22 protein-coding genes are annotated in these 24,114 nt (G+C 72.7%); 8 read left to right on the forward strand and 14 right to left on the reverse strand.

The window, feature by feature from the left end:
* Window positions 1-2: 2 nt before the first annotated feature.
* The 4 genes from NI25_RS35135 to NI25_RS35150 form a co-directional block, all read right to left on the reverse strand.
* Complete coding sequence (locus tag NI25_RS35135) at window positions 3-1,364, reverse strand: maltokinase N-terminal cap-like domain-containing protein (RefSeq protein ID WP_061446339.1); 1,362 nt, start codon at window positions 1,362-1,364, stop codon at window positions 3-5.
* A 28-nt stretch (window positions 1,365-1,392) separates the two neighbouring features.
* Entirely contained in the window at window positions 1,393-3,111 is a 1,719-nt protein-coding gene (gene treS, locus NI25_RS35140) for a maltose alpha-D-glucosyltransferase (protein ID WP_061446340.1), read from the reverse strand.
* A complete protein-coding gene (locus NI25_RS35145; protein WP_061446341.1) occupies window positions 3,108-5,108 on the reverse strand; it encodes an alpha-1,4-glucan--maltose-1-phosphate maltosyltransferase in 2,001 nt (666 codons plus the stop codon). The genes treS and NI25_RS35145 overlap by 4 nt, the downstream gene beginning before the upstream one ends.
* Before the next feature lie 81 nt (window positions 5,109-5,189).
* A complete protein-coding gene (locus tag NI25_RS35150) occupies window positions 5,190-5,462 on the reverse strand; it encodes a DUF5133 domain-containing protein (RefSeq protein WP_061446342.1) in 273 nt (90 codons plus the stop codon).
* Window positions 5,463-5,739: 277 nt separating this feature from the next.
* Here NI25_RS35150 and NI25_RS35155 point away from each other — a divergent pair, with 277 nt between their 5' ends.
* Together NI25_RS35155 and glgX are read left to right on the forward strand one after the other, a co-directional pair.
* A complete protein-coding gene (locus tag NI25_RS35155; RefSeq protein ID WP_061446343.1) occupies window positions 5,740-6,255 on the forward strand; it encodes a hypothetical protein in 516 nt (171 codons plus the stop codon).
* The gene (gene glgX / locus NI25_RS35160) at window positions 6,252-8,399 is read left to right on the forward strand and encodes a glycogen debranching protein GlgX (protein ID WP_061446344.1); all 2,148 of its coding nucleotides are present in this window, start codon (window positions 6,252-6,254) and stop codon (window positions 8,397-8,399) included. The genes NI25_RS35155 and glgX overlap by 4 nt, the downstream gene beginning before the upstream one ends.
* Before the next feature lie 10 nt (window positions 8,400-8,409).
* Here glgX and NI25_RS35165 read toward each other — a convergent pair whose 3' ends face one another.
* A complete protein-coding gene (locus tag NI25_RS35165; RefSeq protein WP_061446345.1) occupies window positions 8,410-9,213 on the reverse strand; it encodes a VOC family protein in 804 nt (267 codons plus the stop codon).
* Window positions 9,214-9,353: 140 nt separating this feature from the next.
* Between NI25_RS35165 and NI25_RS35170 the strand changes: the two genes are divergently transcribed.
* Window positions 9,354-9,731, forward strand: coding sequence for an ANTAR domain-containing protein (locus NI25_RS35170; RefSeq protein WP_061447230.1), 378 nt, complete (start codon window positions 9,354-9,356; stop codon window positions 9,729-9,731).
* On the opposite strand, the gene NI25_RS35175 is transcribed toward NI25_RS35170, so the two are convergent.
* On the reverse strand, window positions 9,679-10,470 hold the full coding sequence (locus tag NI25_RS35175; RefSeq protein ID WP_061446346.1) for a SigB/SigF/SigG family RNA polymerase sigma factor: 792 nt from the start codon (window positions 10,468-10,470) through the stop codon (window positions 9,679-9,681). The genes NI25_RS35170 and NI25_RS35175 overlap by 53 nt on opposite strands.
* 302 nt (window positions 10,471-10,772) lie before the next feature.
* Here NI25_RS35175 and NI25_RS35180 point away from each other — a divergent pair, with 302 nt between their 5' ends.
* Window positions 10,773-11,297: a hypothetical protein gene (locus NI25_RS35180; RefSeq protein ID WP_061446347.1), complete on the forward strand. Its 525-nt coding sequence runs from the start codon at window positions 10,773-10,775 to the stop codon at window positions 11,295-11,297.
* 30 nt (window positions 11,298-11,327) lie between these two features.
* On the opposite strand, the gene hemC is transcribed toward NI25_RS35180, so the two are convergent.
* From hemC to NI25_RS35200, 4 genes are all read right to left on the reverse strand, one after another.
* Window positions 11,328-12,263: a hydroxymethylbilane synthase gene (gene hemC / locus NI25_RS35185; protein WP_061446348.1), complete on the reverse strand. Its 936-nt coding sequence runs from the start codon at window positions 12,261-12,263 to the stop codon at window positions 11,328-11,330.
* Between the two features lie 72 nt (window positions 12,264-12,335).
* The gene (locus NI25_RS35190; RefSeq protein ID WP_061446349.1) at window positions 12,336-13,112 is read right to left on the reverse strand and encodes an NPP1 family protein; all 777 of its coding nucleotides are present in this window, start codon (window positions 13,110-13,112) and stop codon (window positions 12,336-12,338) included.
* A gap of 141 nt (window positions 13,113-13,253) precedes the next feature.
* Entirely contained in the window at window positions 13,254-14,234 is a 981-nt protein-coding gene (locus NI25_RS35195; protein ID WP_061446350.1) for an ATP-dependent DNA ligase, read from the reverse strand.
* 96 nt (window positions 14,235-14,330) lie between these two features.
* A complete protein-coding gene (locus tag NI25_RS35200; RefSeq protein WP_061446351.1) occupies window positions 14,331-15,785 on the reverse strand; it encodes an MFS transporter in 1,455 nt (484 codons plus the stop codon).
* Window positions 15,786-16,027: 242 nt separating this feature from the next.
* Between NI25_RS35200 and NI25_RS35205 the strand changes: the two genes are divergently transcribed.
* From NI25_RS35205 to NI25_RS35220, 4 genes are all read left to right on the forward strand, one after another.
* Window positions 16,028-16,684 carry a TetR/AcrR family transcriptional regulator gene (locus tag NI25_RS35205; RefSeq protein WP_061447231.1) on the forward strand — a complete coding sequence of 219 codons (657 nt, stop codon included), beginning with the start codon at window positions 16,028-16,030 and terminating at the stop codon, window positions 16,682-16,684.
* 154 nt (window positions 16,685-16,838) lie between these two features.
* Window positions 16,839-17,219 (forward strand): DoxX family protein, encoded by a 381-nt coding sequence (locus tag NI25_RS35210; protein WP_061446352.1) that lies wholly within the window; start codon window positions 16,839-16,841, stop codon window positions 17,217-17,219.
* Window positions 17,216-17,683 (forward strand): peroxiredoxin, encoded by a 468-nt coding sequence (locus NI25_RS35215; RefSeq protein ID WP_061446353.1) that lies wholly within the window; start codon window positions 17,216-17,218, stop codon window positions 17,681-17,683. Before NI25_RS35210 ends, NI25_RS35215 begins: the two co-directional genes overlap by 4 nt.
* 61 nt (window positions 17,684-17,744) lie before the next feature.
* The gene (locus NI25_RS35220; RefSeq protein WP_061447232.1) at window positions 17,745-20,087 is read left to right on the forward strand and encodes a SpoIIE family protein phosphatase; all 2,343 of its coding nucleotides are present in this window, start codon (window positions 17,745-17,747) and stop codon (window positions 20,085-20,087) included.
* A 9-nt stretch (window positions 20,088-20,096) separates the two neighbouring features.
* Here the strand turns inward: NI25_RS35220 and NI25_RS35225 are convergent, their stop codons facing one another.
* The 4 genes from NI25_RS35225 to NI25_RS35240 form a co-directional block, all read right to left on the reverse strand.
* Complete coding sequence (locus tag NI25_RS35225) at window positions 20,097-20,720, reverse strand: DNA polymerase ligase N-terminal domain-containing protein (protein ID WP_061446354.1); 624 nt, start codon at window positions 20,718-20,720, stop codon at window positions 20,097-20,099.
* 79 nt (window positions 20,721-20,799) lie between these two features.
* Window positions 20,800-21,630 carry an aldo/keto reductase gene (locus tag NI25_RS35230; RefSeq protein ID WP_061446355.1) on the reverse strand — a complete coding sequence of 277 codons (831 nt, stop codon included), beginning with the start codon at window positions 21,628-21,630 and terminating at the stop codon, window positions 20,800-20,802.
* A gap of 96 nt (window positions 21,631-21,726) precedes the next feature.
* On the reverse strand, window positions 21,727-23,229 hold the full coding sequence (locus tag NI25_RS35235; RefSeq protein WP_061446356.1) for a metallophosphoesterase family protein: 1,503 nt from the start codon (window positions 23,227-23,229) through the stop codon (window positions 21,727-21,729).
* A gap of 90 nt (window positions 23,230-23,319) precedes the next feature.
* The gene (locus NI25_RS35240) at window positions 23,320-24,075 is read right to left on the reverse strand and encodes a dienelactone hydrolase family protein (protein WP_061446357.1); all 756 of its coding nucleotides are present in this window, start codon (window positions 24,073-24,075) and stop codon (window positions 23,320-23,322) included.
* Window positions 24,076-24,114 lie beyond the last annotated feature (39 nt).

The raw sequence follows: 24,114 nt of genomic DNA on the forward strand, positions 1-24,114 counted from the left end.
GGTCAGTCTCCTCTCACGGCGAGTCGTTCGATCGCCGCCATGGGTACGGGAAGCCAGTCGGGACGGTGCCGGGCCTCGTACAGCACCTCGTACACGGCGCGGTCGGTCTCGTAGGCGCGCAGCAGGCCGTGCTTCTTGCGGGGGTCCCATCCGGCGCGGGCGGCGTAGCCCGCGCAGAACGCCTCCCGGCAGCGGCGCGCCCACTCCGGGCGCCACGGGCGGCGCTGCCGGGCGGCGTAGTCGAAGGAGCGCAGCATGCCCGCGATGTCGCGGACGGGGGAGTGGGCGCTGCGCCGTTCGGCCAGCGGACGGGAGGGTTCGCCCTCGAAGTCGATGACGAACCAGTCCCGGCCGGCCCGCAGCACCTGCCCCAGGTGCAGGTCGCCGTGGATGCGCTGGGCGGGCGGGCCCCAGTCGCAGGTGGACAGCGCCGCGAAGGCCGCCCGCAGCCCCGGGACGAAGGGCTGGAGCGCGGGCACGCAGTGCGCGGCCGCGTTCAGGCGCTCGGTCATCGCCGCCGCCGTGCGGCCGTTCTCGCCGGGGGCACCGACCGGGAAGGCGGAGGCGAGCGCGAGGTGGACGTCGCCCATCGCCCGCCCCAGCTCGTGGGCCTGCACGGTGAACTCGTCCCCGGCGGCGAGGGCGTTCAGGGCGAGGGTCCAGCCGTCGGAGGCGCCCGGCAGGAACGGCTGCAGCACGCCGAGCGTCGCTCCGTACGGATGGGTCGTGCGCATCCACGCCACCGGCGCGGGGACCCGGCCGCAGCCCTGGCGGGCCAGCGCGCCCGGCACCTCCAGGTCGGGGTTGACGCCGGGCTGGACGCGCCGGAACAGCTTCAGGATGAACTCGTCGCCGTAGACCAGCGAGGAGTTGGACTGCTCGGCGTCCAGCAGCCGCGGCGCCAGCCCGCCGGGCACCGGACGGGCGGGGTCGGCCTCGAAGCGCAGCGGGCCCGCCTTGCCGGGATGCCGGAGCCGTTCCAGGAGCAGTTGCGCGGTGCGCGGGTCGTGCAGCGCGTCGTAGACCGTCCGCCCGGCCAGCGGACCGTCCTGCACCTGCCCGATGATCGCCCGGCCCAGCCGCGGCGAGGGCTGCTCGCGCACGCCGAGCAGCAGTTGGTAGCAGTCCCCGGCCGGGGGAGTGCCGCCGGGGGAGGGCACGGAACCCTGGCCGGTGTGCACCAGGAGATGCAGACAGCCGGGGAACAGCTCGGTCATCGACAGCAGACCCAGCTCGGCCACGGGCCGGTCCTTGCCCGCGAACCAGCGCTGGCGCGGCAGCCACTGGCGCAGCAACTCGCCGAGCGACGCCATCGGCTCGGCGAGCTGCCCGCGTCTGGGGCGCAGGGGTGCGGTCTTCGGCATGGTGACGCGTCCTTTCCTCGGCCCACGCTCAAGCGCGGCGGCCGATGCGGGATGCGACTCGGGTGAGCCGGAACCAGTAGAAGCCGTGGCCCCCGAGGGTCAGCAGGTACGGCAGTTCACCGATGGCGGGGAAGCGGACCCCGCCGAACAGCTCGACCGGATGGCGTCCGGCGAACTCGCGCAGGTCGAGTTCGGTGGGCTGGGCGAACCGCGCGAAGTTGTTCACGCACAGCACCAGGTCGTCCTCGTACTCGCGCAGGAAGGCCAGGACCGCCGGGTTGGAGGAGGGCAGCTCGGTGTAGGTGCCGAGGCCGAAGGCGGGGTTCTGCTTGCGGATCTCGATCATGCGCCGGGTCCAGTGCAGCAGGGACGAGGGCGAGGCCATGGACGCCTCGACGTTGGTCACCTGGTAGCCGTAGACCGGGTCCATGATCGTGGGCAGGTAGAGGCGCCCCGGGTCGCAGGTCGAGAAGCCGGCGTTGCGGTCCGGGGTCCACTGCATCGGCGTGCGCACGGCGTCGCGGTCGCCGAGCCAGATGTTGTCGCCCATGCCGATCTCGTCGCCGTAGTAGAGGATCGGTGATCCCGGCAGGGCGAGGAGCAGCGCGGTGAACAGCTCGATCTGGTCGCGGTCGTTGTCCAGCAGGGTGGCGAGCCGGCGGCGGATGCCGATGTTGGCGCGCATGCGCGGGTCCTTGGCGTACTCCGCGTACATGTAGTCGCGCTCTTCGTCGGTGACCATTTCCAGGGTCAGCTCGTCGTGGTTGCGCAGGAAGATGCCCCACTGGCAGCCGGACGGGATCGCGGGGGTCTTGGCGAGGATTTCCGAGACGGGGTAGCGCGACTCCCTTCTGACCGCCATGAAGATGCGGGGCATGACCGGGAAGTGGAAGGCCATGTGGCACTCGTCGCCGCCGGTGGCGTAGTCGCCGAAGTAGTCGACGACGTCCTCCGGCCACTGGTTGGCCTCCGCCAGCAGCACGGTGTCCGGGTACAGCGCGTCGATCTCCCGGCGGACCCGCTTGAGGAACGCGTGACTGGCGGGCAGGTTCTCGCAGTTGGTGCCCTCTTCGGCGTACAGGTAGGGCACGGCGTCGAGACGGTAGCCGTCCACCCCCAGGTCCAGCCAGAACTTCAGGGCGGCCAGCATCTCCTCCTGGACGGCCGGGTTCTCGTAGTTGAGGTCCGGCTGGTGGGAGAAGAAGCGGTGCCAGAAGTACTGGCCGCGGACCGGGTCGTAGGTCCAGTTGGACGCCTCGGTGTCGACGAAGATGATCCGTGCGTCGGCGTACCGGGTGTCGTCGTCGGCCCAGACGTAGTAGTCGCCGTAGGGGCCGTCCGGGTTCTTGCGGGACTCCTGGAACCACGGGTGCTGGTCGCTGGTGTGGTTCATGACGAAGTCGATGATCACGCGCATGCCGCGCTGGTGCGCCGCGTCCACGAACTCCACGAAGTCGGCGAGGTCGCCGAACTCGGGCAGGACGGCGGTGTAGTCGGAGACGTCGTAGCCGCCGTCGCGCAGCGGCGACTTGAAGAAGGGCGGGAGCCACAGGCAGTCCACGCCCAGCCATTGCAGGTAGTCCAGCTTGGCGGTGAGGCCCTTGAGGTCGCCGACGCCGTCGCCGTTGCTGTCGTGGAAGGAGCGGACGAGGACCTCGTAGAAGACGGCTCGTTTGAACCAGTCCGGGTGCCGTTCCCCCGCAGGGGTGTCCTCGAAGGTGTCCGGCACGGGCTCGTTGACGGTCATGAGGCTCCTGCCCCTCCGTTCTGCGGCGCGCCGGCGGACGGCCGCCGGACGTGGAAGACGTGCGCGGGAGCCCGGCCGGGCTCGAGCCGCACGTAGTTCGTCCGGCCCCAGTGGTAGGTCCGTCCCGTGAGTTCGTCGTGCACCGGCACGGACTCGTGCCAGTCCAGGCCGAGCTGCGGCATGTCGAGCGAGATCGTGGCCTCCTGGGTGCGGTGCGGATCGAGGTTGGCGACCACCAGGACGACGTCGGACCCGGCGCGCTTGCTGTACGCGATGAGCGCGTCGTTGTCGGTGTGGTGGAAGCGGAGGTTCCTCAGCCGGTGCAGCGCGGGGTGGGCGCGCCGGATGGTGTTGAGGCGGGTGATGAGGGGGGCGATGGTGGTGCCCTCGCGGTCGGCGCGGGCCCAGTCGCGGGGTTTGAGCTGGTACTTCTCGCTGTCGAGGTATTCCTCGCCACCCTCGTGCAGGGGGGTGTTCTCGCAGAGTTCGTAGCCGCTGTAGATGCCCCAGGCGGGGGAGAGGGTGGCGGCGAGGACGGCGCGGACCTCGAAGGCGGGGCGGTGGCCGTGCTGGAGGTAGGCGTGGAGGATGTCGGGGGTGTTGGCGAAGAAGTTCGGCCGCATGTAGGAGGCGGCGTCCCCCGTCAGTTCGGTGAGGTACTCCGTCAGTTCCTGTTTGGTGTTGCGCCAGGTGAAGTAGGTGTAGGACTGCTGGAAGCCGATCTGGGCGAGGGTGTGCATCATCGCGGGGCGGGTGAAGGCCTCGGCCAGGAAGACGACGTCGGGGTCGGCGGCGTTGATGTCGGCGATGACGCGTTCCCAGAAGGCGACGGGTTTGGTGTGGGGGTTGTCGACGCGGAAGATCCGCACGCCGTGGTCCATCCAGTGCCGCAGGACGCGCACCGTTTCCGCGTGGAGGCCGTCGGGATCGGTGTCGAAGGCGATCGGGTAGATGTCCTGGTACTTCTTGGGCGGGTTCTCGGCGTGGGCGATCGAACCGTCGGGGCGGTGGTGGAACCACTCGGGGTGTTTGTGGACCCAGGGGTGGTCGGGGGAGCACTGGAGGGCGAAGTCGAGGGCGATCTCCAGGCCCAGGCGGGCGGCTTCGGCGACGAAGTGGTCGAAGTCGTCGAGGGTGCCGAGGGCGGGGTGGACGCTGTCGTGGCCGCCTTCGGGGGAGCCGATGGCCCAGGGGACGCCGACGTCGTCGGCGGTGGCGGTCAGGGTGTTGTTGCGGCCTTTGCGGTGGGTGGTGCCGATGGGGTGGATCGGGGGGAGGTAGACGACGTCGAAGCCCATGGCGGCGATGGCGGGCAGGCGTCGGGCGGCGGTGCGGAAGGTGCCGTGGGGCCGGTCGGGGGTGCCTTCGGAGCGGGGGAAGAACTCGTACCAGGCGCCGTAGAGGGCGCGTTCCCGCTCGACCAGCAGCGGGAGGGGCTCGGAGGAGGTGACCAGGTCCCGCAGCGGATACCGGGCCAGGACCGCGTCCACCTCCGGCGTCAACGCCGCCGCCAGACGGGTGGCCACCGGCAGCGTGTCGTCGAGCAGGGTGTGTGCCGCGGCCAGCACGACCGCCCGCCCGGAGTCGGCCGGCACGCCCGCGGCGGCCCGCCGGAAGAGCTCGGCCCCCTCCTCGAGCACGAGACCGGTGTCGATGCCGGCCGGAACCTTGATCCGCGCGGTGTTCCGCCAGGTCGCGACGGGGTCGCTCCAGGCCTCCACCCGGTACGTCCACTCGCCCGGTGCCCCCGGCGTGACCTCCGCGCCCCAGCGGTCGCTGCCCGGGGCCAGTTCCCGCATCGGCGTCCAGGGACCCGGCCGGCCCTCGGGGTCCTTCAGGACGACGTTTGCGGCCACCGCGTCGTGCCCCTCCCGGAACACGGTCGCGGTGACCTCGAACGTCTCTCCCGTCACCGCCTTCGCCGGGCGCCTGCCGTTCTCCACCACCGGATGGACGTCCCGCACCGGGATACGTCCGATCCCCACGGTCGCACTCATCCGCGTCTCACCTCCGCCGTGCTCGGGGCCGGGCGCGGGCCCGGCCGATTGGGTTGGGCCGATCGGGTGGGGCCGATCGGGTCAGGCCGCGCCGGAGGGGGCCTTGTGCCCCGACGGGGCGAACCGCTCCGGCTGCTCCTGCGCATGGGTGACGAGGTTCGTGCGCAGATACCTTTCGGCGGCGTCCGCGGCCTCGCGTGCGCACCGCTTCCCCATCAGCACGCAGAGGGTGTATCCGGAGTCCTCGAAGGTGGTCCGGACGGTGACGTCCGTGGGGGACGCCAGCATCGAACGTTCCCAGGCGCGGTAATGCCGCAGCTGCCGGGCGACTTCGCTCTTCGCGGGGAGCAGCATGGCCGGTCACCTTCCGGACGGTCCGGTGGTACGGACGATCGAGTTCTTCACACATGGTGCATGGACGGTGACACCCCGTCTTGTTGGATCTTCAACTGCTTTGCGGGGCCCGCCCCGGCCCGGATCCCGGCCCCGAGCTGCTCGTGTTGCACGAATGGGCTACCGCTTCCACTCTGGAGTGACTCAGAAGCGATCAGCGCTCACGCTTCGTGATCGGGGAGCCCGTCCCCCAAGGGACGAGGAGGAGCGAGAGTCTTCGCGGTGAGGAGCCACGACGATGAAGACCGCAGTGCCCTGCTACTACCACCTCGACGTGGAAGTGAGCCCGGAACGGGTCGGACAGGTCAGGCGCATCCTGGCCGCTCACCTCCGGTTCTGGGACCTGGAGAACCTCGTCGAACCCGTCTGCTCGGGCGCCGAGATGCTGCTGCTGGCGATCGACGAGCACGCGAGCGACAAGAACACGTCGATCGAGATGTGGTGGAACCGCCAGCACCTCATCACGGCCGTAGGGGGCAACGACCAGGCGCTCCGTCCCGACCAGGACCTGCGCACCTGTCTGCAGCACCTAGCCGCCAACAGCGACGGCTGGGGCTGCTGCGCCACCGACACCGGTTCGAAGGTCATCTGGTTCTCGCGCCGCGCCCGCGCCGGCGAGCGCGTCCCGCTGGTCGCGACGGATCCCGAGCCGATCACCCAGGAGGGGCTGGAAGTGCCGCGCGAGATCATGCCGGTGGCCCGGGTGGCCGGCTGGGCACGTACGGGCGACGGTGTGCTGGAGGAGGCCCGGTGACCCGGCCCAGGCCGAACTGGAAGGGGGCGCCCGTGTGGAGCGGGCTCCCCTACCCCCTGGGGGCCTCGTACGACGGTCAGGGCACCAACTTCGCCCTGTTCAGCGAGGTCGCCGAGCGGGTCGACCTCGTGCTCGTCGACGACGACGGCAACCACAGCACCGTCCCGCTGCCCGACGTGGACGGCTTCGTCTGGCACTGCTACCTGCCCGGCGTCGGCCCGGGGCAGCGCTACGGCTACCGGGTCCACGGCCCGTGGGCCCCGGCCGTCGGCCACCGCTGCAACCCGGCGAAGCTCCTCCTCGACCCGTACACCCGGGCCGTGGACGGGCTGGTGGACAACCACGCCTCCCTCTTCGAGCGGGCCCGGGGCAAGGCGGACCCGGGTGACAGCGCCGGGCACACCATGCTCGGCGTGGTCACCGACCCCTTCTTCGACTGGGGCGACGACCGTCCGCCCAGGCGCCCCTACTCGGAGAGCGTCATCTACGAGGCCCACGTCCGCGGGCTCAGCCGCACCCACCCCGGTGTGCCCGAGGAGCTGCGCGGCACCTACGCCGGCCTCGCGCACCCGGCGGTCGTCGAGCACCTGACGTCCCTCGGTGTGACGGCCGTGGAACTGATGCCGGTGCACCAGTTCGTCCACGACGGGGTGCTCCAGGATCGCGGCCTGTCCAACTACTGGGGCTACAACACCATCGGCTTCTTCGCGCCCCACAACGGCTACGCCGCCCTCGGCACCCGCGGCCAGCAGGTCAGCGAGTTCAAGTCGATGGTCAAGACCCTGCACGAGGCCGGCCTCGAAGTGATCCTCGACGTGGTCTACAACCACACCGCCGAGGGCAACGAGAAGGGCCCCACCCTCTCCTTCCGCGGCATCGACAACGCCTCGTACTACCGCCTGGTGGACGGCGACTGGCAGCACTACTACGACACCACCGGCACCGGCAACAGCCTGCTGATGCGCCACCCGTACGTGCTCCAGCTCATCATGGACTCGCTGCGGTACTGGGTCACCGAGATGCACGTCGACGGTTTCCGCTTCGACCTCGCGGCCACCCTGGCCCGGCAGTTCCACGAGGTGGACCGGCTGTCCGCGTTCTTCGACCTCATCCAGCAGGACCCGGTGATCAGCCGCGTCAAGCTGATCGCCGAGCCCTGGGACGTGGGCGAGGGCGGCTACCAGGTGGGCAACTTCCCGCAGCTGTGGTCGGAGTGGAACGGCAAGTACCGCGACGCCGTACGGGACTTCTGGCGCGCCGAGGAGCACACGCTCGGCGAGTTCGCCTCCCGGCTGACCGGTTCCTCCGACCTGTACCAGCACAGCCGCCGCCGCCCCCGCGCCAGCGTCAACTTCGTCACCGCGCACGACGGGTTCACGCTGCGCGACCTCGTCTCGTACAACGACAAGCACAACGAGGCCAACGGTGAGGACAACCGGGACGGCCAGAGCCACAACAGGTCCTGGAACTGCGGCGTCGAGGGCGAGACCAAGGACCCGGCCGTGCGGGAGCTGCGCGGCCGGCAGCAGCGCAACTTCCTGGCCACGCTGCTGCTCTCCCAGGGCATCCCGATGATCTGCCACGGCGACGAACTGGGCCGCACCCAGCGCGGCAACAACAACGCCTACTGCCAGGACAACGAGATCTCCTGGATCGACTGGCGGCTCGACGACGAACAGCGCGCGCTGCTGGACTTCGCCCGGCGCCTGATCGCCCTGCGCGCCGACCACCCGGTGCTGCGCCGGCGCCGCTTCTTCCGCGGGGAGACCCTCACCCACGCGGACCAGCCGCTGCCCGACCTGGTGTGGCTGCTGCCCGACGCGCGGGAGATGACCGACGGGGACTGGCAGCGCTCCGACGCGCACACCGTCGGCGTGTTCCTCAACGGCGACGCCATCGCCGAACCCGACTCCCGAGGCCGGGCCGTCGTCGACGACTCCTTCCTGCTGCTGCTCAACAGCCACTGGGAGCCGGCCGACTTCCGGCTGCCCGACGTCACCTACGGTGAACGCTGGACGACCCTGGTCGACACCGCCGACCCGGAGGGTGTCCCCGACGAGGCCGAGCACAAGGCGGGCACCAGGCTGACCGTCGAGCAGCGCAGCCTGGTGCTGCTCTCCCGGCCGTCCCGCACCGGCCGGTGAGCCGGTGAGGTCAGCTGCCGAGGCGGCGCGCGGTCACCGTGAACTGCGCGCCGTCGGCGTCCCGGAGCACCGCCTCGTCCGCGTCCAGGGAGAGCACGCTGCCCCCGTGCAGCTCGGCGGCGCGGGCACACGCCGCGACGTCCTCGACCGCGAAGTGCACCTGCCAGTGCGGCCGCACGGCCGGGTCCGGGGCCGCGCCCAGCGCCCCCGACTCGATGCGGGCCACGACCTGGCCCTCGTGGCGCAGGACCACCTCGTCGCCCTCGTACCGGACCTCGCAGCAGCCCTGCCCCGACGCCCACTCGAAGATCTCGCCGTAGAAGATGGCGGCGTCGAAGGCGTCACGGGTGTGCAGCCGGATGAAGGCGGGACGTTTGGTGCGCCAGGCGTCCCAGTCCGAGAACAACTCGCCCTCCCAGACCCCGAACGTCGCGCCGTCCCGGTCGGCGAGCAGGGCCGCCCGCCCCGGCGGCAGGGAGATCGGCCCGACCGCCGCCGTGCCGCCGCGCTCCTGCGCCCGCGACGCGGCCTCGTCCGCACTGCGCACGGCGAAGTACGGCGTCCAGGCCACCGCCATCTGCCACATCGCGGCGACGGCCGCGATGCCGGCCACCGGCACCTCGTCGGCCAGGGCGATCCGGAAAGGGTCGCCCAGCCGGGCGGGCCGCCACTGCCAGCCCAGCACGGCGGAGTAGAACTCCTCGGTGGCCTTCAGATCACGGCTGGTGAGACTCACCCAGCAGGGGGCGCCGTACACGGAGTGCGTGGACAGCAGGCCGTCTTCGCGGGTGGTGGAGGTCGTGTCGTGGTTCATGGCAGTCGCGTCCTGGTCTCGTCCACCGGCAGCCACCGGCTCGCCACCAGTGTCCGGCCGGGAGTGCGGCGGGCGCCTGGCGAGTACCCCGCACATGGCGCCGAAACGGAGGCCCCGAGGTGACCGTGCCCCCCGCCGACATGCGTCCGGGCCCCGGTCCGGGCCCGGACCCGGACGCCGATTCGGACCAGATATTCCGGCTGCAGGAGCAGGTCCGGCAGCTCAAGGAGGCGGTCGTCTCGCACGCCGTCGTCGACCAGGCGATCGGTGTGATCATCGTCCTCGGCGGGGTGACGCCGGACGAGGGGTGGAGCGTCCTGAAGGAAGTTTCCCAGCATACGAACATCAAACTCCGCAATGTGGCGGAAACGATACTCATCTGGGGGCGCACCGGAGTGATGCCGCCGGAAATCCTGGCCGCTCTGGAGGAGCGCCTGGGCCGGCCCGCGTGCAGCGGGCGCCCGCTCAGCGGGCCTCCTGCAGGATCTCCTCGCGTATCCGGTCGAAACAGCCGGTGAGCAGCCGGGAGACGTGCATCTGGGAGATGCCCAGCTGCTGGGCGATGCGGCTCTGCGTCATCCCCCCGAAGAAGCGCAGGTAGAGGATGGTGCGCTCACGCTCGGGCAGCGCCTCCAGGCAGGGCCGCACCGCCACCCGGTCCACGACCGCGTCGAAAGCGGGATCGGGGCCGCCCAGCGCGTCACCGAGGGCGTACCCGTCGGTGCCGGGCATCTCGGCCTCCAGCGACAGCGCGGAGAAGCACTCCAGGGCCTCCATGCCGGTCCGCACCTCGACCGTGGTCAGCTGCGCGTGCTCGGCGATCTCCTCGACGGTCGGGGCGCGTCCCGGCGTGGTCTGCGCCAGCTCCTTCGCCGCCCGGCGGACCCGGTTGCGCAGGTCCTGGATCCGGCGCGGCACGTGCAGCGTCCACATGTGGTCGCGGAAGTGCCGTTTGATCTCTCCCGTCACGGTCGGCACCGCGTACGCCTCGAAGGCGTGGCCGCGCTCCGGGTCGTAGTGGTCGACTGCCTTGACCAGGCCCAGGGCCGCCACCTGATAGAGGTCCTCCAGGTTCTCGCCGCGGCCCCGGAAGCGGACGGCGATCCGCTCCGCCATGGGCAGCCAGACCCGGATGAGTTCGTCCCGCAGCGCCTTGCGCTCCGGTCCCTCGGGCAGCCCGGCGAGCCGCTCGAACGCCGCGGCCGTGTCGGGGGCGTCGTCGTGCGGGTGGGGCTGGGTTCTGCCGGCGACACGCATCACGCGCACCTCCCTCAGCAGGGGAGCTGGCAAGTCCTCGTATATATGGATACTGAGCGCGAATGGCCCGGACGGCCACTCGAACGGCCGCATACCGGTGACCGGGCGGCCGCCCCGTCGCCGGACGTGATGTGCGGCACGCTGCGGGTGATCGCGGGAACGGGCGGCGGCGGATCGTCCCTGGGCAACGCTTGATCATCGATCAAAAGGGGCGAAGGCGCTGGCCACAGCGCATTCCGCTCATTTGACAGTGCGATCGGCGCACAGATAGGAAGCAGCGTCGAGAGGTCGAGAGGGGCACCGTGTACGAGCCGAACGTGGTCGGGGACTGGCAGGAGTACGACGAGCACGTCGGCCTGCGGGTCCGGGTGCACCGTCTTGAGCCGGCCGAGCCGCCGCGTGGGCGTGACGACGCCGCCGAGGGACTGACCTACTTCCGGGTCCGGGTGACCGTCGAGAACCGGGGCGCGCGCCCTCTCGGCATCCACCTGGAGGACGGCCAGATCGACGTGCGGATCGGCCCCGACGGGGAGAGCGCCTTCCTCGACTGGCGCAACTCCCAGTTCGTCGAGGGCTTCGACGTCTACCCGCTGCGCCGGGTCACCGCCGTGCTCTACGGAGCCGGCCCGGAGGCGAGCCTGAGCCAGGTGGACGTCCAGGTGCAGCTGCGGGTGGACGAGGAGTGGGCCGACCGCCGGCTGTGGAGCGGCGCCCTGGGGCTGCCCGACGGGGCCGGCGCGGTCCCGTGCGGCACGGTGCGGGACGACGGCGTGGCGCACCAGGTGAGCGCCTTCCTGCGGGGCCAGTCGGAGGAGGGCTCCGCCTGACCGCGGGGCGGCCGCGCCGGAGCCCGGCTCTCAGTGCGCGATGCCGTCGATGATCTCCCGGGCGCCCTGCCGCAGGAGCGCCACGGCGACCGAGGTGCCGAGGGTCGCCGGGTCCAGGCGGCCCGCCCACTCGTGGGCGTTCAGCCGGACCTTGCCGTCGGGGGTGAAGACACAGGCCCGCAGCGAGAGTTCACCGCTCCGGTCCACGTGCGCGTGTCCGGCGATCGGGCTGTTGCAGTGCCCCTGCAGGACGTGCAGGAACATGCGCTCCGCCGTCGCCTCCCGGTGCGTCTCGGGGTGCCCGAGGCCGCTCACCGCGTCGATCAGACCGCTGTCGCCCTCACGGCACTGCAGGGCCAGGATGCCCGCGCCGATCGGCGGCATCATCGCCTCGGTGGACAGCACCTCGCTGATCACGTCGGCCCGGCCGATGCGTTCCAGGCCGGAGACCGCGAGCAGCAGCGCGTCCGCCTCGCCCGCGGCGAGCTTCGCCAGCCGCCGGTTGGCGTTGCCGCGGAACGGTACGCACCGCAGATGCGGGTGGGTGGCGGCCAGCTGGGCGATCCGGCGCACCGAGGACGTGCCGACGCGCGTCCCCTCCGGCAGCTCGTCAAGGGTGAGCCCGCCCGGGTGGACCAGCGCGTCCCGCACGTCGTCCCGCTTCAGGAACGCGGCGAACACCGTGCCGGCGGGCAGCGGCCGGTCGGCGGGCACGTCCTTGACGCAGTGCACGGCGAGATCGGCCTCGCCCGACAGCAGCGCGGCGTCGACCTCCTTGGTGAACGCCCCCTTGCCCTCCACCTGCGACAGGTCCCCGAGCCACTTGTCGCCGGTCGTCTTCACCGGTACCACTTCGGTGCGCACGCCGGGGTGGAGGGCCGCCAACCCGCTCCGGACGCGCTCGACCTGAGCCAGCGCCATGGGGGAGTCGCGGGAGACGATGCGGATCAGTTCGGGGGCGGTCATGCGGACACGATAGTGCGCGCGGAGGCGTCCACGGGCCGAGGTTCGCCCGAACGGCCCGTTTCGCCCTCCGTCTCACGCGTACGGGTCGAAGGAGACGCCCGCGGGCCTGGCGGCGGCCAGGTGGGAGGCGAAGCTGCCGTCCTTCAGGCCGAAGTTGGCGCTGCCGAAGTCGTAGGCACTGAGCTTGTCGCGCAGTCCCGCCGGGTAGCCGTTCCAGCCCACCAGCGTCGGGTACTGCCAGGCGCCCTTGTGGTTCTCCGGCGGTTCGTCGCCCGAGGTCGCCAGGCGGAAGCAGTGGGTGCTGATGCCGTCCTTGTGGTAGACGATCTTCGGATGGGTGCCCTCGAAGCGGACGGCCGACCGCTCGTGCACGCTGAACGAGCCGTGGTTGGACGTCGACACGTACCGCACCGTGTCGTCCTTCACCCACACCACCACGTGCTCCCAGTCGTGCCGGTGCCCGCCCAGGCTGCTGCCGGGCAGTGCCTGGTCCTTCTCGAAGTAGAGCCCGTACATGTAGGCGCACCAGTCGCCGTCGCACTTGGCGCGCGCGTAGCCGTTGGTGTTGTCCAGGTCGGAGGCGTCGCGGCAGTTGCCGTTGAGGGCGCCGGTCGGTTTGAGCCCGCCGTTGACCGCTCCGTCGGCGCCGATGGCCGGGGTCGGGTAGCAGCCGTCGGTGTCGTAGTCGTAGGCGGGCTGGAACGTGCGTTCCAGGGCGTCGGCGTTGCCGGGCAGCCCCGGCGGCGGGGCGGCGAAGGCGGTGGCGGGGAAGGCCAGGACGAGGGCGAGGGCACCGAGCGGTACGGTGAGCCATCTTTGGCGGGACGTCGCGGCGGTACGCGGGCGCATGGCGTTCTCCTCAGGCTGGAGCAGCCCAACGGCTGTGGGGGGAAGGGGAGTTCAGGGTCCCGTCTTTTCACTCCCGCGCCAAGGGGGCCCGGGCGTCGCCGCGGTGAAGGGCGGCCCAACACCCGGGAGCCGGTCAGCCCCTCACACCAGGTCGTCCGGAACGTCCGCGGCCGACTCCTCGGGCGTCAGGTCCGGGCGGAGCCTGAGCCAGGACGGCTGGCGCAGCATGCCCTCGCGGGTGCGGGTGCTGTAGCGGACCTCGCCGACCAGCCGGGGCACGACCCAGCGCGCCCCGGGCACCCGCGGCACCGGGTCGAAGGGGCAGACGTCGCTGGCGGCGGCCGCCAGCAGCCCGGCCAGCTCCGTGCGCTCGCCCTCGCTCCAGCCGGTGCCGACGCCGCCGACATAGCGCAGCCGGCCGGCAGCGCGCTGGCCGACCAGGACGGCGCCGGGCAGGCCGCCGAGCCGTCCCTTGCCGGGCAGCCAGCCGCCGACCACGACGTCCTCGCTGCGCATGTTGCGGATTTTGATCCAGGCCCGGGAGCGGGACCCGGGCTCGTACACCGAGTCCAGCCGCTTGCACACCAGTCCCTCCAGGCCGTGCTCGCGGGTGGCCCGCAGGGCCTGTTCGCCGTGTCCGACCAGCGCGGCCGGAGTGGACCACGACGGCCCGTTCAGGGCGAGGTCCGTCAGCCGCCCGCGGCGGTCGGCGTAGGGCGTGCGCAGCAGGGAGCGGCCCGCCAGGTGCAGGGCGTCGAACAGCACCAGGTGGACGGGGACCCTCGCCGCCCGGTGCGCCGCCCGGCCCGGGGCGTGCGCGAGGCCCATCCGGGACTGGAGCAACTGGAAGTCGGCGCGGCCCCGTTCGTCCAGGGCCAGCACCTCGCCGTCCAGTACGGCGGGGGTGTCGCCGAGCGCGGCGGCGAGCGGCGCGAGCTCGGGGTAGGCGGCGGTGATGTCCTGGCCGGAGCGGGCCCGCAGCAGGACACTCCCGTCGCCGGGCAGGTAGACCACCACGCGCTGGCCGTCCTGTTTGGTCTCGTAGGCCCAGCGCGCGTCCTGCGCGGCGGGCGGCAGGGTGCCGGCGGTGGCGAGCATCGGAGGGATCAGCGGCAGCTCCACGGGTCAGTTCTCGACGGGTCCCGACGCCGTCACGCGCGTTGCCCGCGAGGTTCGCCTGAACGGCGCCGGTCCCGGGCGGGGCCGGCGCCGTCGCGGTCAGCGGGTGGCGGCGGCCTCCGCCGGCACCCCCTCTGCGGGTGCCGGGCCGGCCGCCGGGCCGGCGGGGCGGTGCCGGGGGATGAAGGACGCTATGGCGGCCGCCAGCAGGGCCGCGCCGGCGCCGATGGCCATGACCGCCTTGAACGCGTTCTCCGAGGGCAGGGCGAAGCCGCCGAGGTCGACGGTCATCTGGGCCAGGATGACACCGGCGATGGCACTGGCGACCGACGTGCCCAGGGACCGCATGAGCGTGTTGAGGCTGTTGGCGGCGGCCGTCTCGCTCGGCGGCACCGCGCCCATGATCAGCGACGGCATGGCGCCGTAGGCGAAGCCGATGCCCGCGCTGATCACGCAGGAGACCAGGACCAGGTGCCAGACCTCGGACATCAGCACGATGTTCAGGCCGTAGCCGGCGGCGACGATCAGGGCGCCGATCATCAGCGTCACCTTCGGGCCGCGGGAGCTGGACACCTTCGCGGAGACCGGGGCGAACGCCATCATCACTAGGCCGGACGGCGCCATCACAAGACCCGTGGTCAGCAGGGAGCGGCCGAGTCCGTAACCGGTGGCCTCGGGCAACTGAAGCAGCTGCGGCAGCACCAGGGACATCGCGAACATCGAGAAGCCGATGGCGACGGACGCCAGGTTGGTGAACAGCACCTGACGGCGGGCGGTGGTGCGCAGGTCCACCAGCGGCTCCGGGGTGTGCAGCTCCCACCAGCCCCAGACCAGCAGGATCACGACGGCCGCCGCGAACAGGCCCAGGGTGGTGCCCGAGGACCAGCCCCAGTCGCCGCCCTTGGAGATGGCCAGCAGCAGGCTCGCGAGGCCGGCGGCCATGCCGACGCCGCCGAGCAGGTCGAACCGGCCGCCGGTGCGCACGGCCGACTCCGGCACCAGCGCCAGCACCAGGACGAGGGAGAGGGCGCCGAGCGCGCCGGAGAGCCAGAACAGCATGTGCCAGTCCAGCTTGTCCGCGATCAGCGCGGCCGCGGGCAGGCCGAGCGCGCCGCCGACCCCGAGGGAGGCGCTCATCACCGCGGTGGCGCCGGCCAGCCGCTCGGCCGGCAGCTCGTCGCGCATGATGCTGATGCCGAGCGGGATCACGGCGGCGGACAGGCCCTGCAGGGCGCGGCCGACGACCATCGGGACCAGGGCGTCGCTCAGTCCGCAGACCGCCGAGCCGCTGATCAGCAGCACCAGGCTGAGCAACAGCATCCGCCGCTTGCCGAACATGTCGCCGAGCCGGCCGACGACCGGAGTGGCCACCGCGGAGGCGAGCAGCGTGGCGGTCACCGCCCAGGCCGCGTCCGAGGCCGACGCGTCCAGGAGCTTCGGCAGCTCCGGGATGATCGGGATGACCAGGGTCTGCATGAGCGCGACGACGATCCCGGCCAGGGCCAGTACCGCCACCACGGCGTTCGGCCGTGGCGTGGCGGGGGAAGCGGGCATGGAAGAGCCTTTCGAGCGATGCGTGCTGCCGCGTGTGCGGCAACCGGGCACGAGCATTTAAGTCAGTCGATTGAAGTATCCTACGGGGTGTGGAGAGGAGCGCCCGTCCGGGGCGGGCGGCGGTCTCGCGCAGCCGCCCCGTAGGCTTCCGTGACAACCCGCCGTACGGCGGCGGACCTGCGACGACTCGAGGGACTGGTCGTCGTGGGCGGTGCGGAGAGAGTCCCGGCGCGGTGGTGATCATGGCGAGCAGGACGGTCCGGACGGAACAGTCCAGCGCGACCCGGCAGCTCATCCTGACCACCGCCGAGCGGCTGTTCGCCGAGCACGGCGTGTACGCCGTCTCCAACCGCCAGGTCAGCGAGGCCGCCGGGCAGGGGAACAACGCAGCCGTCGGCTACCACTTCGGTACCAAGGCGGATCTCGTACGGGCCATCGCACAGCGCCACTCGGAGCAGGTCGAGGAACTGCGCGCCCGGCAGCTCGCCGCCCTCGGAGACTCGCCCGACCTCCGTGACTGGGTGGACTGCCTGGTCCGTCCCCAGTTCGACCACCTGGCGGCACTGGGCAGCCCCACCTGGTACGCGCGGTTCTGCGCCCAGGTCATGACCGATCCGGCGCTGCGCCAGATCATGACCGAGGAGTCCCGCGCCTCCGTCTCCCTGCGGGCGATCATCGAGGGCCGCAACCGGTGCATGCCCGCGCTGCCGGCCGAGGTCGCCGCGGAGCGGGGCGACATGGCCCGTCACCTCATCGTGCACACCGCGGAGGAGCGGGAGCGGGCCCTCGCCGAGAACCGCCCCACCCCGCGCAGCAGCTGGCAGGAAGCGGCCGACGGCCTCGTCGACGCGATCGTGGGCATGTGGCTGGCGCCCGTCACGCCCCGAAGCGGGAAGTGACGCGCGCGTTCCGGGTGGCCGACCGGACCCGGCCGCGCGGCGGCCGGCCCGCCCCGGTCCGGGCGCAGCGGGACCGCACGCGCCCGGAGGTCGTGGACACCGGCGACCTTACCGTCGAGTAATATCGCGCGGCAGGCCCCCATGAGGAGGAACCGTGTCACGGTCCGAACGCTCACCGCTGCTGCTCGCCGGCCTGCTGGCCACCGCGGGCGTCGCCCATTTCGCCCGGCCCCGGCCCTTCGACGCCACCGTGCCGCGCTCCCTGCCGGGCACGCCCCGGGCGTGGACGTACGCCAGCGGCGTCGCCGAACTCGCGCTCGCCGCGGGACTCGCCGTGCCGCGCACCCGCAAGGCGGCCGCGCTGAGTGCCGCCGCGTTCTTCGTCGGGGTGTTCCCGGCCAACGTCAAGATGGCCTGGGACTGGCGGCACCGCCCCACCCCGCAGAAGGCCGCCGCCCTCGGGCGGCTGCCCGTGCAGGTGCCGCTCGTGCTGTGGGCGCGCGGCGTGGCCCGGGGCAGCGAGGGCCGGTCGTGAGCCGGGTCCCGGCCGTGGGCGACACCGTCGAGGACTTCACCCTGCCGGACGAGACCGGCACCCCGCGCCGCCTGTCCGAACTGCTCGCCGACGGACCCGTCGTCCTCTTCTTCTACCCGGCCGCCCTCACCACCGGCTGCACCGCGGAGGCCTGTCACTTCCGCGACCTGGCCGGCGAGTTCGCCGCGGTCGGCGCGCGGCCGGTCGGTGTGAGCGGCGACCCCGTCGACCGGCAGCAGGAGTTCGCCGGACGCCACACCCTCGGCATGCCGCTGCTGTCCGACGCCGACGGCGCCGTCCGGGAGCGGTTCGGGGTGAAGCGGGGGTTCGCCCTGGCTCCCACCAAGCGGGTCACCTTCGTCGTCGGGCAGGACCGCACCCTGCTGGAGGTCGTCCGCAGCGAGATCAGGATGAACGCGCACGCCGACCGCGCCCTCGCCGCGCTCCGCGCCCGCCGGCAGTGACCGAGCCACTCGCGCCCCGCCCCGGTTGATACCGCATCGTCCTGGGATGATCCTGGACGGCATGGAGGATTCCTCCGCCACGGTGATCGTCGACGCCCGCGGACTGGTGACGGGGTGGAGCGACGGCGCGCGGCGCCTGACCGGATACACGGCCGAGGAGGTCGTGGGGCGCCCCGCGCGGGACCTGCTCGCGCGGGACGCCCCCTCCGGCCCCGCCCTGTCCGGCACCGCCGTGATCCGGCACCGCGACGGCCGCCCGGTGAGCCTGCGGCTGCGGGCGGGCCCGCTGCCGGGCGCCGACGGAGCACCGGGCGGCTGGGCGGTGACCGCCGACCCGCCCGGCGGCCCCGTTCCCACCCTGGTCGACGACGCCGTACGGCAGGCCTCCCTGTCGATGTCCGTCCTCGACCCCGCCCTGCGCTTCGTGCACGTCAACGAGACGACGTGCCGGATGATGGGCCGGCCGGCCGGCGAGCTGATCGGCCGCCGCCTGCCCGACACGCTGGCGGACTTCGAGGGCGATGCCCGGTCCTTCGTGCACCACGTGCGCGTCGTCGCCGACACGGGGCGACGCGTCCAGTACGAGAGCTACGCGCCCGCGCCGGCCGGCACCCGTCTGCACGCCTGGACCGTGGAGATCTGGCCGGTCCACGACGCGTCCGGCGCGCTCACCGGCGTCGCCATGGCCGCGCTGGAGAGCACCGAACAGCACCGGGCCCGCGAGCGGCTGGCCCTGCTGGACGCGGCCGGCACGGTCGGCACCACCCTCGACGTCGTGCGTACCGCCGAGGAGCTGATCGGGCTCCTCGTACCGCGATTCGCCGGCTTCGCCGCCGTCGACCTGCTCGACTGGGTCCTCGGCAACGACGAACCTTTCGCCAAGCCGCCCGAGCACGCCGAACTGCGCCGGGTGGCCCACACCTCCGCCACCCAGAACTTCCCCACTCCCGCCGTGCACCTCGGCGGACACGAGGTCCACCCGGCCGACAGCCCTCCCGCCCGGGCGATGCGGGAGGGCCGCGTCGTCCTCACCGGCCCGGGCGACCCGGAATTCGACCGGTGGATGCGCACCCGCGAGGCCGAGGCCCCGCACAACCGCCCCTTCCGCGAAGCCGTCTGCTCGGTCCTGGCCGTGCCCCTGCGGGCCCGCGGCACCACGCTGGGCGTGGCGCTGGCCGTCCGGACCGCGCCCAGGGAGCCGTACGCCGTCGAGGACGCCGTACTGGCCGAGGAACTGGCCGGCCGGGCCGCGGTCTCCGTCGACAACGCCCGGCGCTTCGCCCGCGAGCGCTCCACCGCCCTGGCGATCCAGCGCAGCCTGCTCCCCAGGGACCTGCCCGGACAGGCCGCGGTCGAGGTGGCCCACCGCTACCTGCCCTCCGCGTCCGCGGCGGGCATCGGCGGCGACTGGTTCGACGTGATCCCGCTCTCCGGCAGCCGCGTCGGCCTCGTCGTCGGCGACGTCGTGGGCCACGGCATCCCGTCCACGGCGACCATGGGCCGGCTGTGCACGGCCGTACGCACCCTCGCCGACGTCGATCTGCCCCCCGACGAACTCCTCACCCATCTCGACGACCTCGTCACCCACCTCGCGGCCGTCGGCGCGCGGGAAGGCGACGCGGAGATCGCGGAACTGGGCGCCACCTGCCTGTACGCCGTGTACGACCCCGTGTCCCGGCGACTGGCCCTGGCGGCCGCCGGCCACCCCGCACCCGCCCTCCTCCTGCCCGACGGCAGCACCCGGATCGTCACCATGACCGCCGGGCCGCCGCTCGGAGTGGGCGGACTGCCCTTCGAGGCGACGGAGCTGGAACTGCCGGAAGGCTCCGTCGTCGCCCTCTACACCGACGGACTGGTGGAGGACCGCGACCGCGACGTCGACCACGCCACCGAGGAAATGTGCCGGGCCCTGGCCGCGCCCGCGACCTCGCTCGACGCGCTGTGCGACGGCGTGCTCAAGGCCGTACTGCCCGAAGAGCCCGGCGACGACGTCGCGCTGCTGCTGGCGCGCACCCGGGCGCTGGGCGAGGACCGGGTGCGCACCTGGGACGTCGACCCGGACCCCGTCGGCGTGGCGGCCGTCAGACGGTCCGTCGGCGAGCAGCTGACGGCGTGGGGACTGGACGACACCGCCTTCGTCACCGAACTCGTCGTCAGCGAACTGGTCACCAACGCCATCCGGTACGGCGAGCCGCCCATCCAGTTGCGTCTCATCCGCCACACCGCCCTCATCTGCGAGGTCTCCGACGCCAGCTCCACCTCACCCCACCTGCGCCGCGCCCACGCCTACGACGAGGGCGGCCGCGGACTGCTCCTGGTCGCCCAGCTCACCCAGCGCTGGGGCAGCCGCCAGACGGACACCGGCAAGACCATCTGGGCCGAACAGCCGCTGCCCGCGGAGTGAACCGCCCGGCTAACCCCGGCCGTCCTCCGCCGCCACCCGGGCCAGCGTGCGGCCGGTGCGCGCGGACCGGGCCCGCCGGGGGTCCGGGGTGCCGCGCCCGCGCCCGCCGCCGGCCGTCTTCACCAGGAGCCACGCCGCGTCCTCACCGGCCGCGCGGTCCGGACCACCGCGAAAGCGGGTCAGCGCGTACTCGCCGCGCAGCTTCGCCCCGTGCAGCCGGAACCGGGCGTGCCCGTGCGCCAGCGACTCGGCGAAGTCGACCGGCCGTCCCCGGCGGTCGTGGCTCAGCGGCTCGTAGGTGCCGTGGTCCCACACGATCACCGTTCCGCCCCCGTACTCACCCGCCGGGATGACGCCCTCGAACTCCTCGTACTCCAGCGGATGGTCCTCCGTGGGCACCGCGAGCCGCTTGTCGCTCGGGTCCGCGGACGGCCCCTTCGGCACCGACCAGGACTTGAGCACGTCGGCCACCTGCAGCCGGAAGTCGAAGTGCAGGGTGCTCGCGTCATGGATCTGCACGACGAAGCGGGGCTCCCCGCCCTCGCCGGGCGCCCCTTCTCCGGCCGGCTCACCGGTCCGGCCGAAGTCCCGTTTGCCGTGGTACGCGCCTAGCGCGTCGCTCTCGCCGCCCACTTGACGCTCCTTCCGGGAGACCGGGAGACCGGGAGACGGAGGGACCGGGAGATCCCCCGACCGGGACCGGGTACCCCGCTCAGAACTCCTCGTGCACCTCCGGGTCGCCGCCGATCCGGCGGTGCGCCCGGTCCGCCACCGTGCGCATCTGCCCGGCGTCCAGTTCGAAGCCGAAGACGTCGAGGTTCGCCCGCTGCCGCGCCGGGTCGGCGGACTTCGGGATCGGCACCGCGCCCAGCTGGGTGTGCCAGCGCAGGACCGCCTGGGCGGGCGTCACCCCGTGCGCCTCGGCGACCGCGGCGACGGCGGGGTCGTCCAGCAGGTCGCTGCCCCGGCCCAGCGGGCTCCAGCTCTCGGTGCGGATGCCCTTGCGCTCGTGGTAGGCGCGCAGCCCGTCCTGCGGGAAGAGCGGGTGCAGCTCGATCTGGTTGACGGACGGCAGGACACCCGTCTCCTTCTCCAGCCGCTCGATGTGCTCGGCCGTGAAGTTGGAGACGCCCACCGACCGCACGAGACCGTCCTCGCGCAGCTTCACCATGGCCTTCCACGAGTCGACGTACTTGTCCACGCGCGGCAGCGGCCAGTGGATCAGGTACAGGTCGACGTACTCCACGCCGAGACGGGCGCGGGACTCCTCGAAGGAGGCGAGCGTCTCCTCGTAGCCGTGGTGCCGGCCGGGCAGCTTGGTGGTCACGACGATCTCCTCGCGGGGCAGGCCGGCGGACGCGATCCCGCGGCCGACGCCGGTCTCGTTGCGGTAGTTCGTCGCCGTGTCGATCAGGCGGTACCCCGTCCGAAGGGCCTCGCGGACCGCCCGCTCCGCCTCGTCGTCCTTCATCGGCCAGGTGCCCAGGCCCAGGGCGGGGAGCGTGGTGCCGTCGTTGAGCGTGTACGCCGGGATGCTGATCACCGTGGGACCTTCCCTCGACTGTGCGCGGCGGTGTGCCGCCCGGTTCCAGCCTCGCCCACGCCGGGACGGGTGATCAACCGGACGGCCGGGACCACGTCACTCGAGCGGGATCGTCACCTCGTCCTCGACCGGCGGGTCCTCCTCCTGCGCCCGGTTGCCGGTGGCCGCGTAACAGCGCAGCCGGACCGCCTCCGGCGTCACGTCCAGGCGCAGGAAGCACTTGAAGAAGGGCGGGCTGTAGGTCGCCGAGCCGGGCGAGAACAACTGCGTGTAGATCTTGCGCACGGGCAGCCGGAACCGCTTGCGGCGCTCGGGCCGCCGTGCCGTGCCCAGCAGTCCGGCGACCAGCCGGACGCGCCGGGTGACCCGCGCGTCGCCGCCCGGGGCGCGGCCGGTGCGGATGCCGAGACGCTCGGCGATCACGGCCGTCGCCTCGGCCTCCGTGAGGGTGAAGAAGCGGCGCAGCCGCAGCCGGCGGCCGTACAGGGCGCTGTAGAAGGCGAGCGAGTCGCCGCGCAGCGGATAGGAGCGGAAGTCGTCCTCGGTGACCCCGGCCACCGAGACGCGCGGAATGGTGTGGGTGGCGTGCATGAACGCACCGCCGCCGCCCGCCACGACGTACTGCACGGTGCGGCCGCCCACGTCGACCGGATAGCGCTGGTAGTTGTGGATGTCGCCGCCGATCGCCGCGACGTAGTGATGGGCGGGATCGCGCACGATGTCGTCGACCGTGCCGCCGCCCTCGATGGGGCACGGGTGGTGCTCGCCGTCCACGTACAGGGGCGAGCCGGTGACGAGGATCTTCGGCCGGTCTCCCGCCGACACCTCGCGCAGCCAGGCGCCCTGCTCGGCGTCGACCGTGCCCAGCAGCCCCGTGTCGATGCCGACGATCCGCACCGGGCCGGCGTCGACGGCCCAGTACGGCCCCGGCTGGACGGCCTGCTGGGCGGGGGACGGGCGCAGCTTGCGCGCCTCGTCCAGGTGCCGGCCGTCGTCGGGGCGCGGCCGGTGCCACAACAGGTGCCGCAGCCATGCGGGGGTGAACGGGCGCGGCGCCGGCTCCGGCGGCAGGGGCGGGGCGTCGTCGCAGAAGACGCGCATGAAGCCGCCGAGGTCCTCGTACCAGTCGTGGTTGCCCGGTATCGCGTATATGGGCGCCTGGTAGTCGCGGTAGGGGCGGAAGAACTTCGTGCCGTAGTCGTCGGCGCTGCCCACCGGGTAGATCACATCGCTCGCGAGGACCGCGAACCGGGTGTCACCGCCCGCCCTCAACAGCCCGGGCACCACGGCGTACTGGGGACCGTCGCCCTCTCCCGTGTCGCCGACGACCAGGAAGGAGAACCGGTCGGGGTCGTCCCGCCGGATCACCTTGTCGGCCGGTGCGCCGGCCGCGGACCGCTGCGCCACCCAGCGGGAGCGGGTGCGGCCCGTGGGGTCACCGAACCAGGAGGCCAGCACACCGTTGCGGGCGGCCCACAGCGTTCTCGGGTCCAGCCAGGACAGCTTCTCGGTGCGCTGCGGCATCAGCGCCCGGTAGGCGCCGGGCGCGGCGGAGCCCCAGCCGGCGCCTTCGGCGGAATCACGTGAGGAGTTGGACACCCGGGCACGGTAACAACGCCCGGTCCGGGTGCCGGACGGGGCCGGACCGCCAAGTCCGGCCCGGTGCGGGCGGTTTCGCGGACGCCGGGGTCACAATGTCCGGTTCAGGAGGTCGAGCAGCGCCTCCCAGTGGCGTTCGGCCGCCTGCTCGTCGTAGGCGGAGGTGTCGGCCTGGGTGTAGCCGTGCTGCGCCCCCGCGTAGACCTCGCAGCGGTGGGTCAGGCCCGCCGCGGCCAGGGCCGCCTCCAGTCGCTGCTGCTGCTCGGCGGGCATGCCGGGGTCCTGGTCGGCATGGGCGAAGTACACCTCGCCCGTGAGGCGCCCGGCCACCCGGTGCGGGCTGTCCGGTGCCTCGGTCGCCAGGTTTCCGCCGTGGAAGCCGGCCGTCGCCGCGATCCGGTCGGGATACGTGCCGGCGGTGCGCAGGGCGAGGCCGGCGCCCATGCAGTAGCCCACCACCGCCACCGGTCCGCCGGCCGCCTCCGGGCGACCGGTCAGCCACCGCAGATACGCGTCGGCGTCCCGTTCCACCCGCTCGGGCGTGAGGGCCCGCATCATCGGTCCGAGGCGCTCGAAAATTCTCGGCCGCGACGCCTGGTCGATGAACTCGGGGAGGTCCACGACCGGTGCCCGGCCCTCCCGGTAGAGGACATTGGGCACCACGACGGTGTACCCGGCCCCGGCCAGCCGGTCCGCCATGGCGCGCAGGGACGGGCGCAGCCCGAAGCCGTCCATGTACAGCAGGACCGCGGGACGGGGTTCCCCGTCGGCAGGGTGGGTCAGATACGCGTCGGCGGTGCCGTCGTCGGTGGGGATGTCCACGGCGGTTCCGGCTACGGCGGTCATCGGGCAGATTGCCTTTCTCTCGGTGGTCGCGGCGGTTCG

Origin of the sequence: Streptomyces sp. CCM_MD2014, from assembly GCF_000772045.1 — a bacterium.
Taxonomy (GTDB): domain Bacteria; phylum Actinomycetota; class Actinomycetes; order Streptomycetales; family Streptomycetaceae; genus Streptomyces; species Streptomyces salinarius.

Bases quoted from the DNA above. Each gene is read 5' to 3' on its own strand.
- NI25_RS35240 (WP_061446357.1), bottom strand. From the start codon at position 24,075: ATGACCGCCGTAGCCGGAACCGCCGTGGACATCCCCACCGACGACGGC.
- NI25_RS35200 (WP_061446351.1), bottom strand. From the start codon at position 15,785: ATGCCCGCTTCCCCCGCCACGCCACGGCCGAACGCCGTGGTGGCGGTA.
- NI25_RS35190 (WP_061446349.1), bottom strand. From the start codon at position 13,112: ATGCGCCCGCGTACCGCCGCGACGTCCCGCCAAAGATGGCTCACCGTA.
- NI25_RS35145 (WP_061446341.1), bottom strand. From the start codon at position 5,108: ATGAGTGCGACCGTGGGGATCGGACGTATCCCGGTGCGGGACGTCCAT.
- hemC (WP_061446348.1), bottom strand. From the start codon at position 12,263: ATGACCGCCCCCGAACTGATCCGCATCGTCTCCCGCGACTCCCCCATG.
- NI25_RS35150 (WP_061446342.1), bottom strand. From the start codon at position 5,462: ATGCTGCTCCCCGCGAAGAGCGAAGTCGCCCGGCAGCTGCGGCATTAC.
- NI25_RS35155 (WP_061446343.1), top strand. From the start codon at position 5,740: ATGAAGACCGCAGTGCCCTGCTACTACCACCTCGACGTGGAAGTGAGC.
- NI25_RS35135 (WP_061446339.1), bottom strand. From the start codon at position 1,364: ATGCCGAAGACCGCACCCCTGCGCCCCAGACGCGGGCAGCTCGCCGAG.
- NI25_RS35165 (WP_061446345.1), bottom strand. From the start codon at position 9,213: ATGAACCACGACACGACCTCCACCACCCGCGAAGACGGCCTGCTGTCC.
- treS (WP_061446340.1), bottom strand. From the start codon at position 3,111: ATGACCGTCAACGAGCCCGTGCCGGACACCTTCGAGGACACCCCTGCG.
- NI25_RS35205 (WP_061447231.1), top strand. From the start codon at position 16,028: ATGGCGAGCAGGACGGTCCGGACGGAACAGTCCAGCGCGACCCGGCAG.
- NI25_RS35170 (WP_061447230.1), top strand. From the start codon at position 9,354: ATGCGTCCGGGCCCCGGTCCGGGCCCGGACCCGGACGCCGATTCGGAC.
- NI25_RS35175 (WP_061446346.1), bottom strand. From the start codon at position 10,470: ATGCGTGTCGCCGGCAGAACCCAGCCCCACCCGCACGACGACGCCCCC.
- NI25_RS35220 (WP_061447232.1), top strand. From the start codon at position 17,745: ATGGAGGATTCCTCCGCCACGGTGATCGTCGACGCCCGCGGACTGGTG.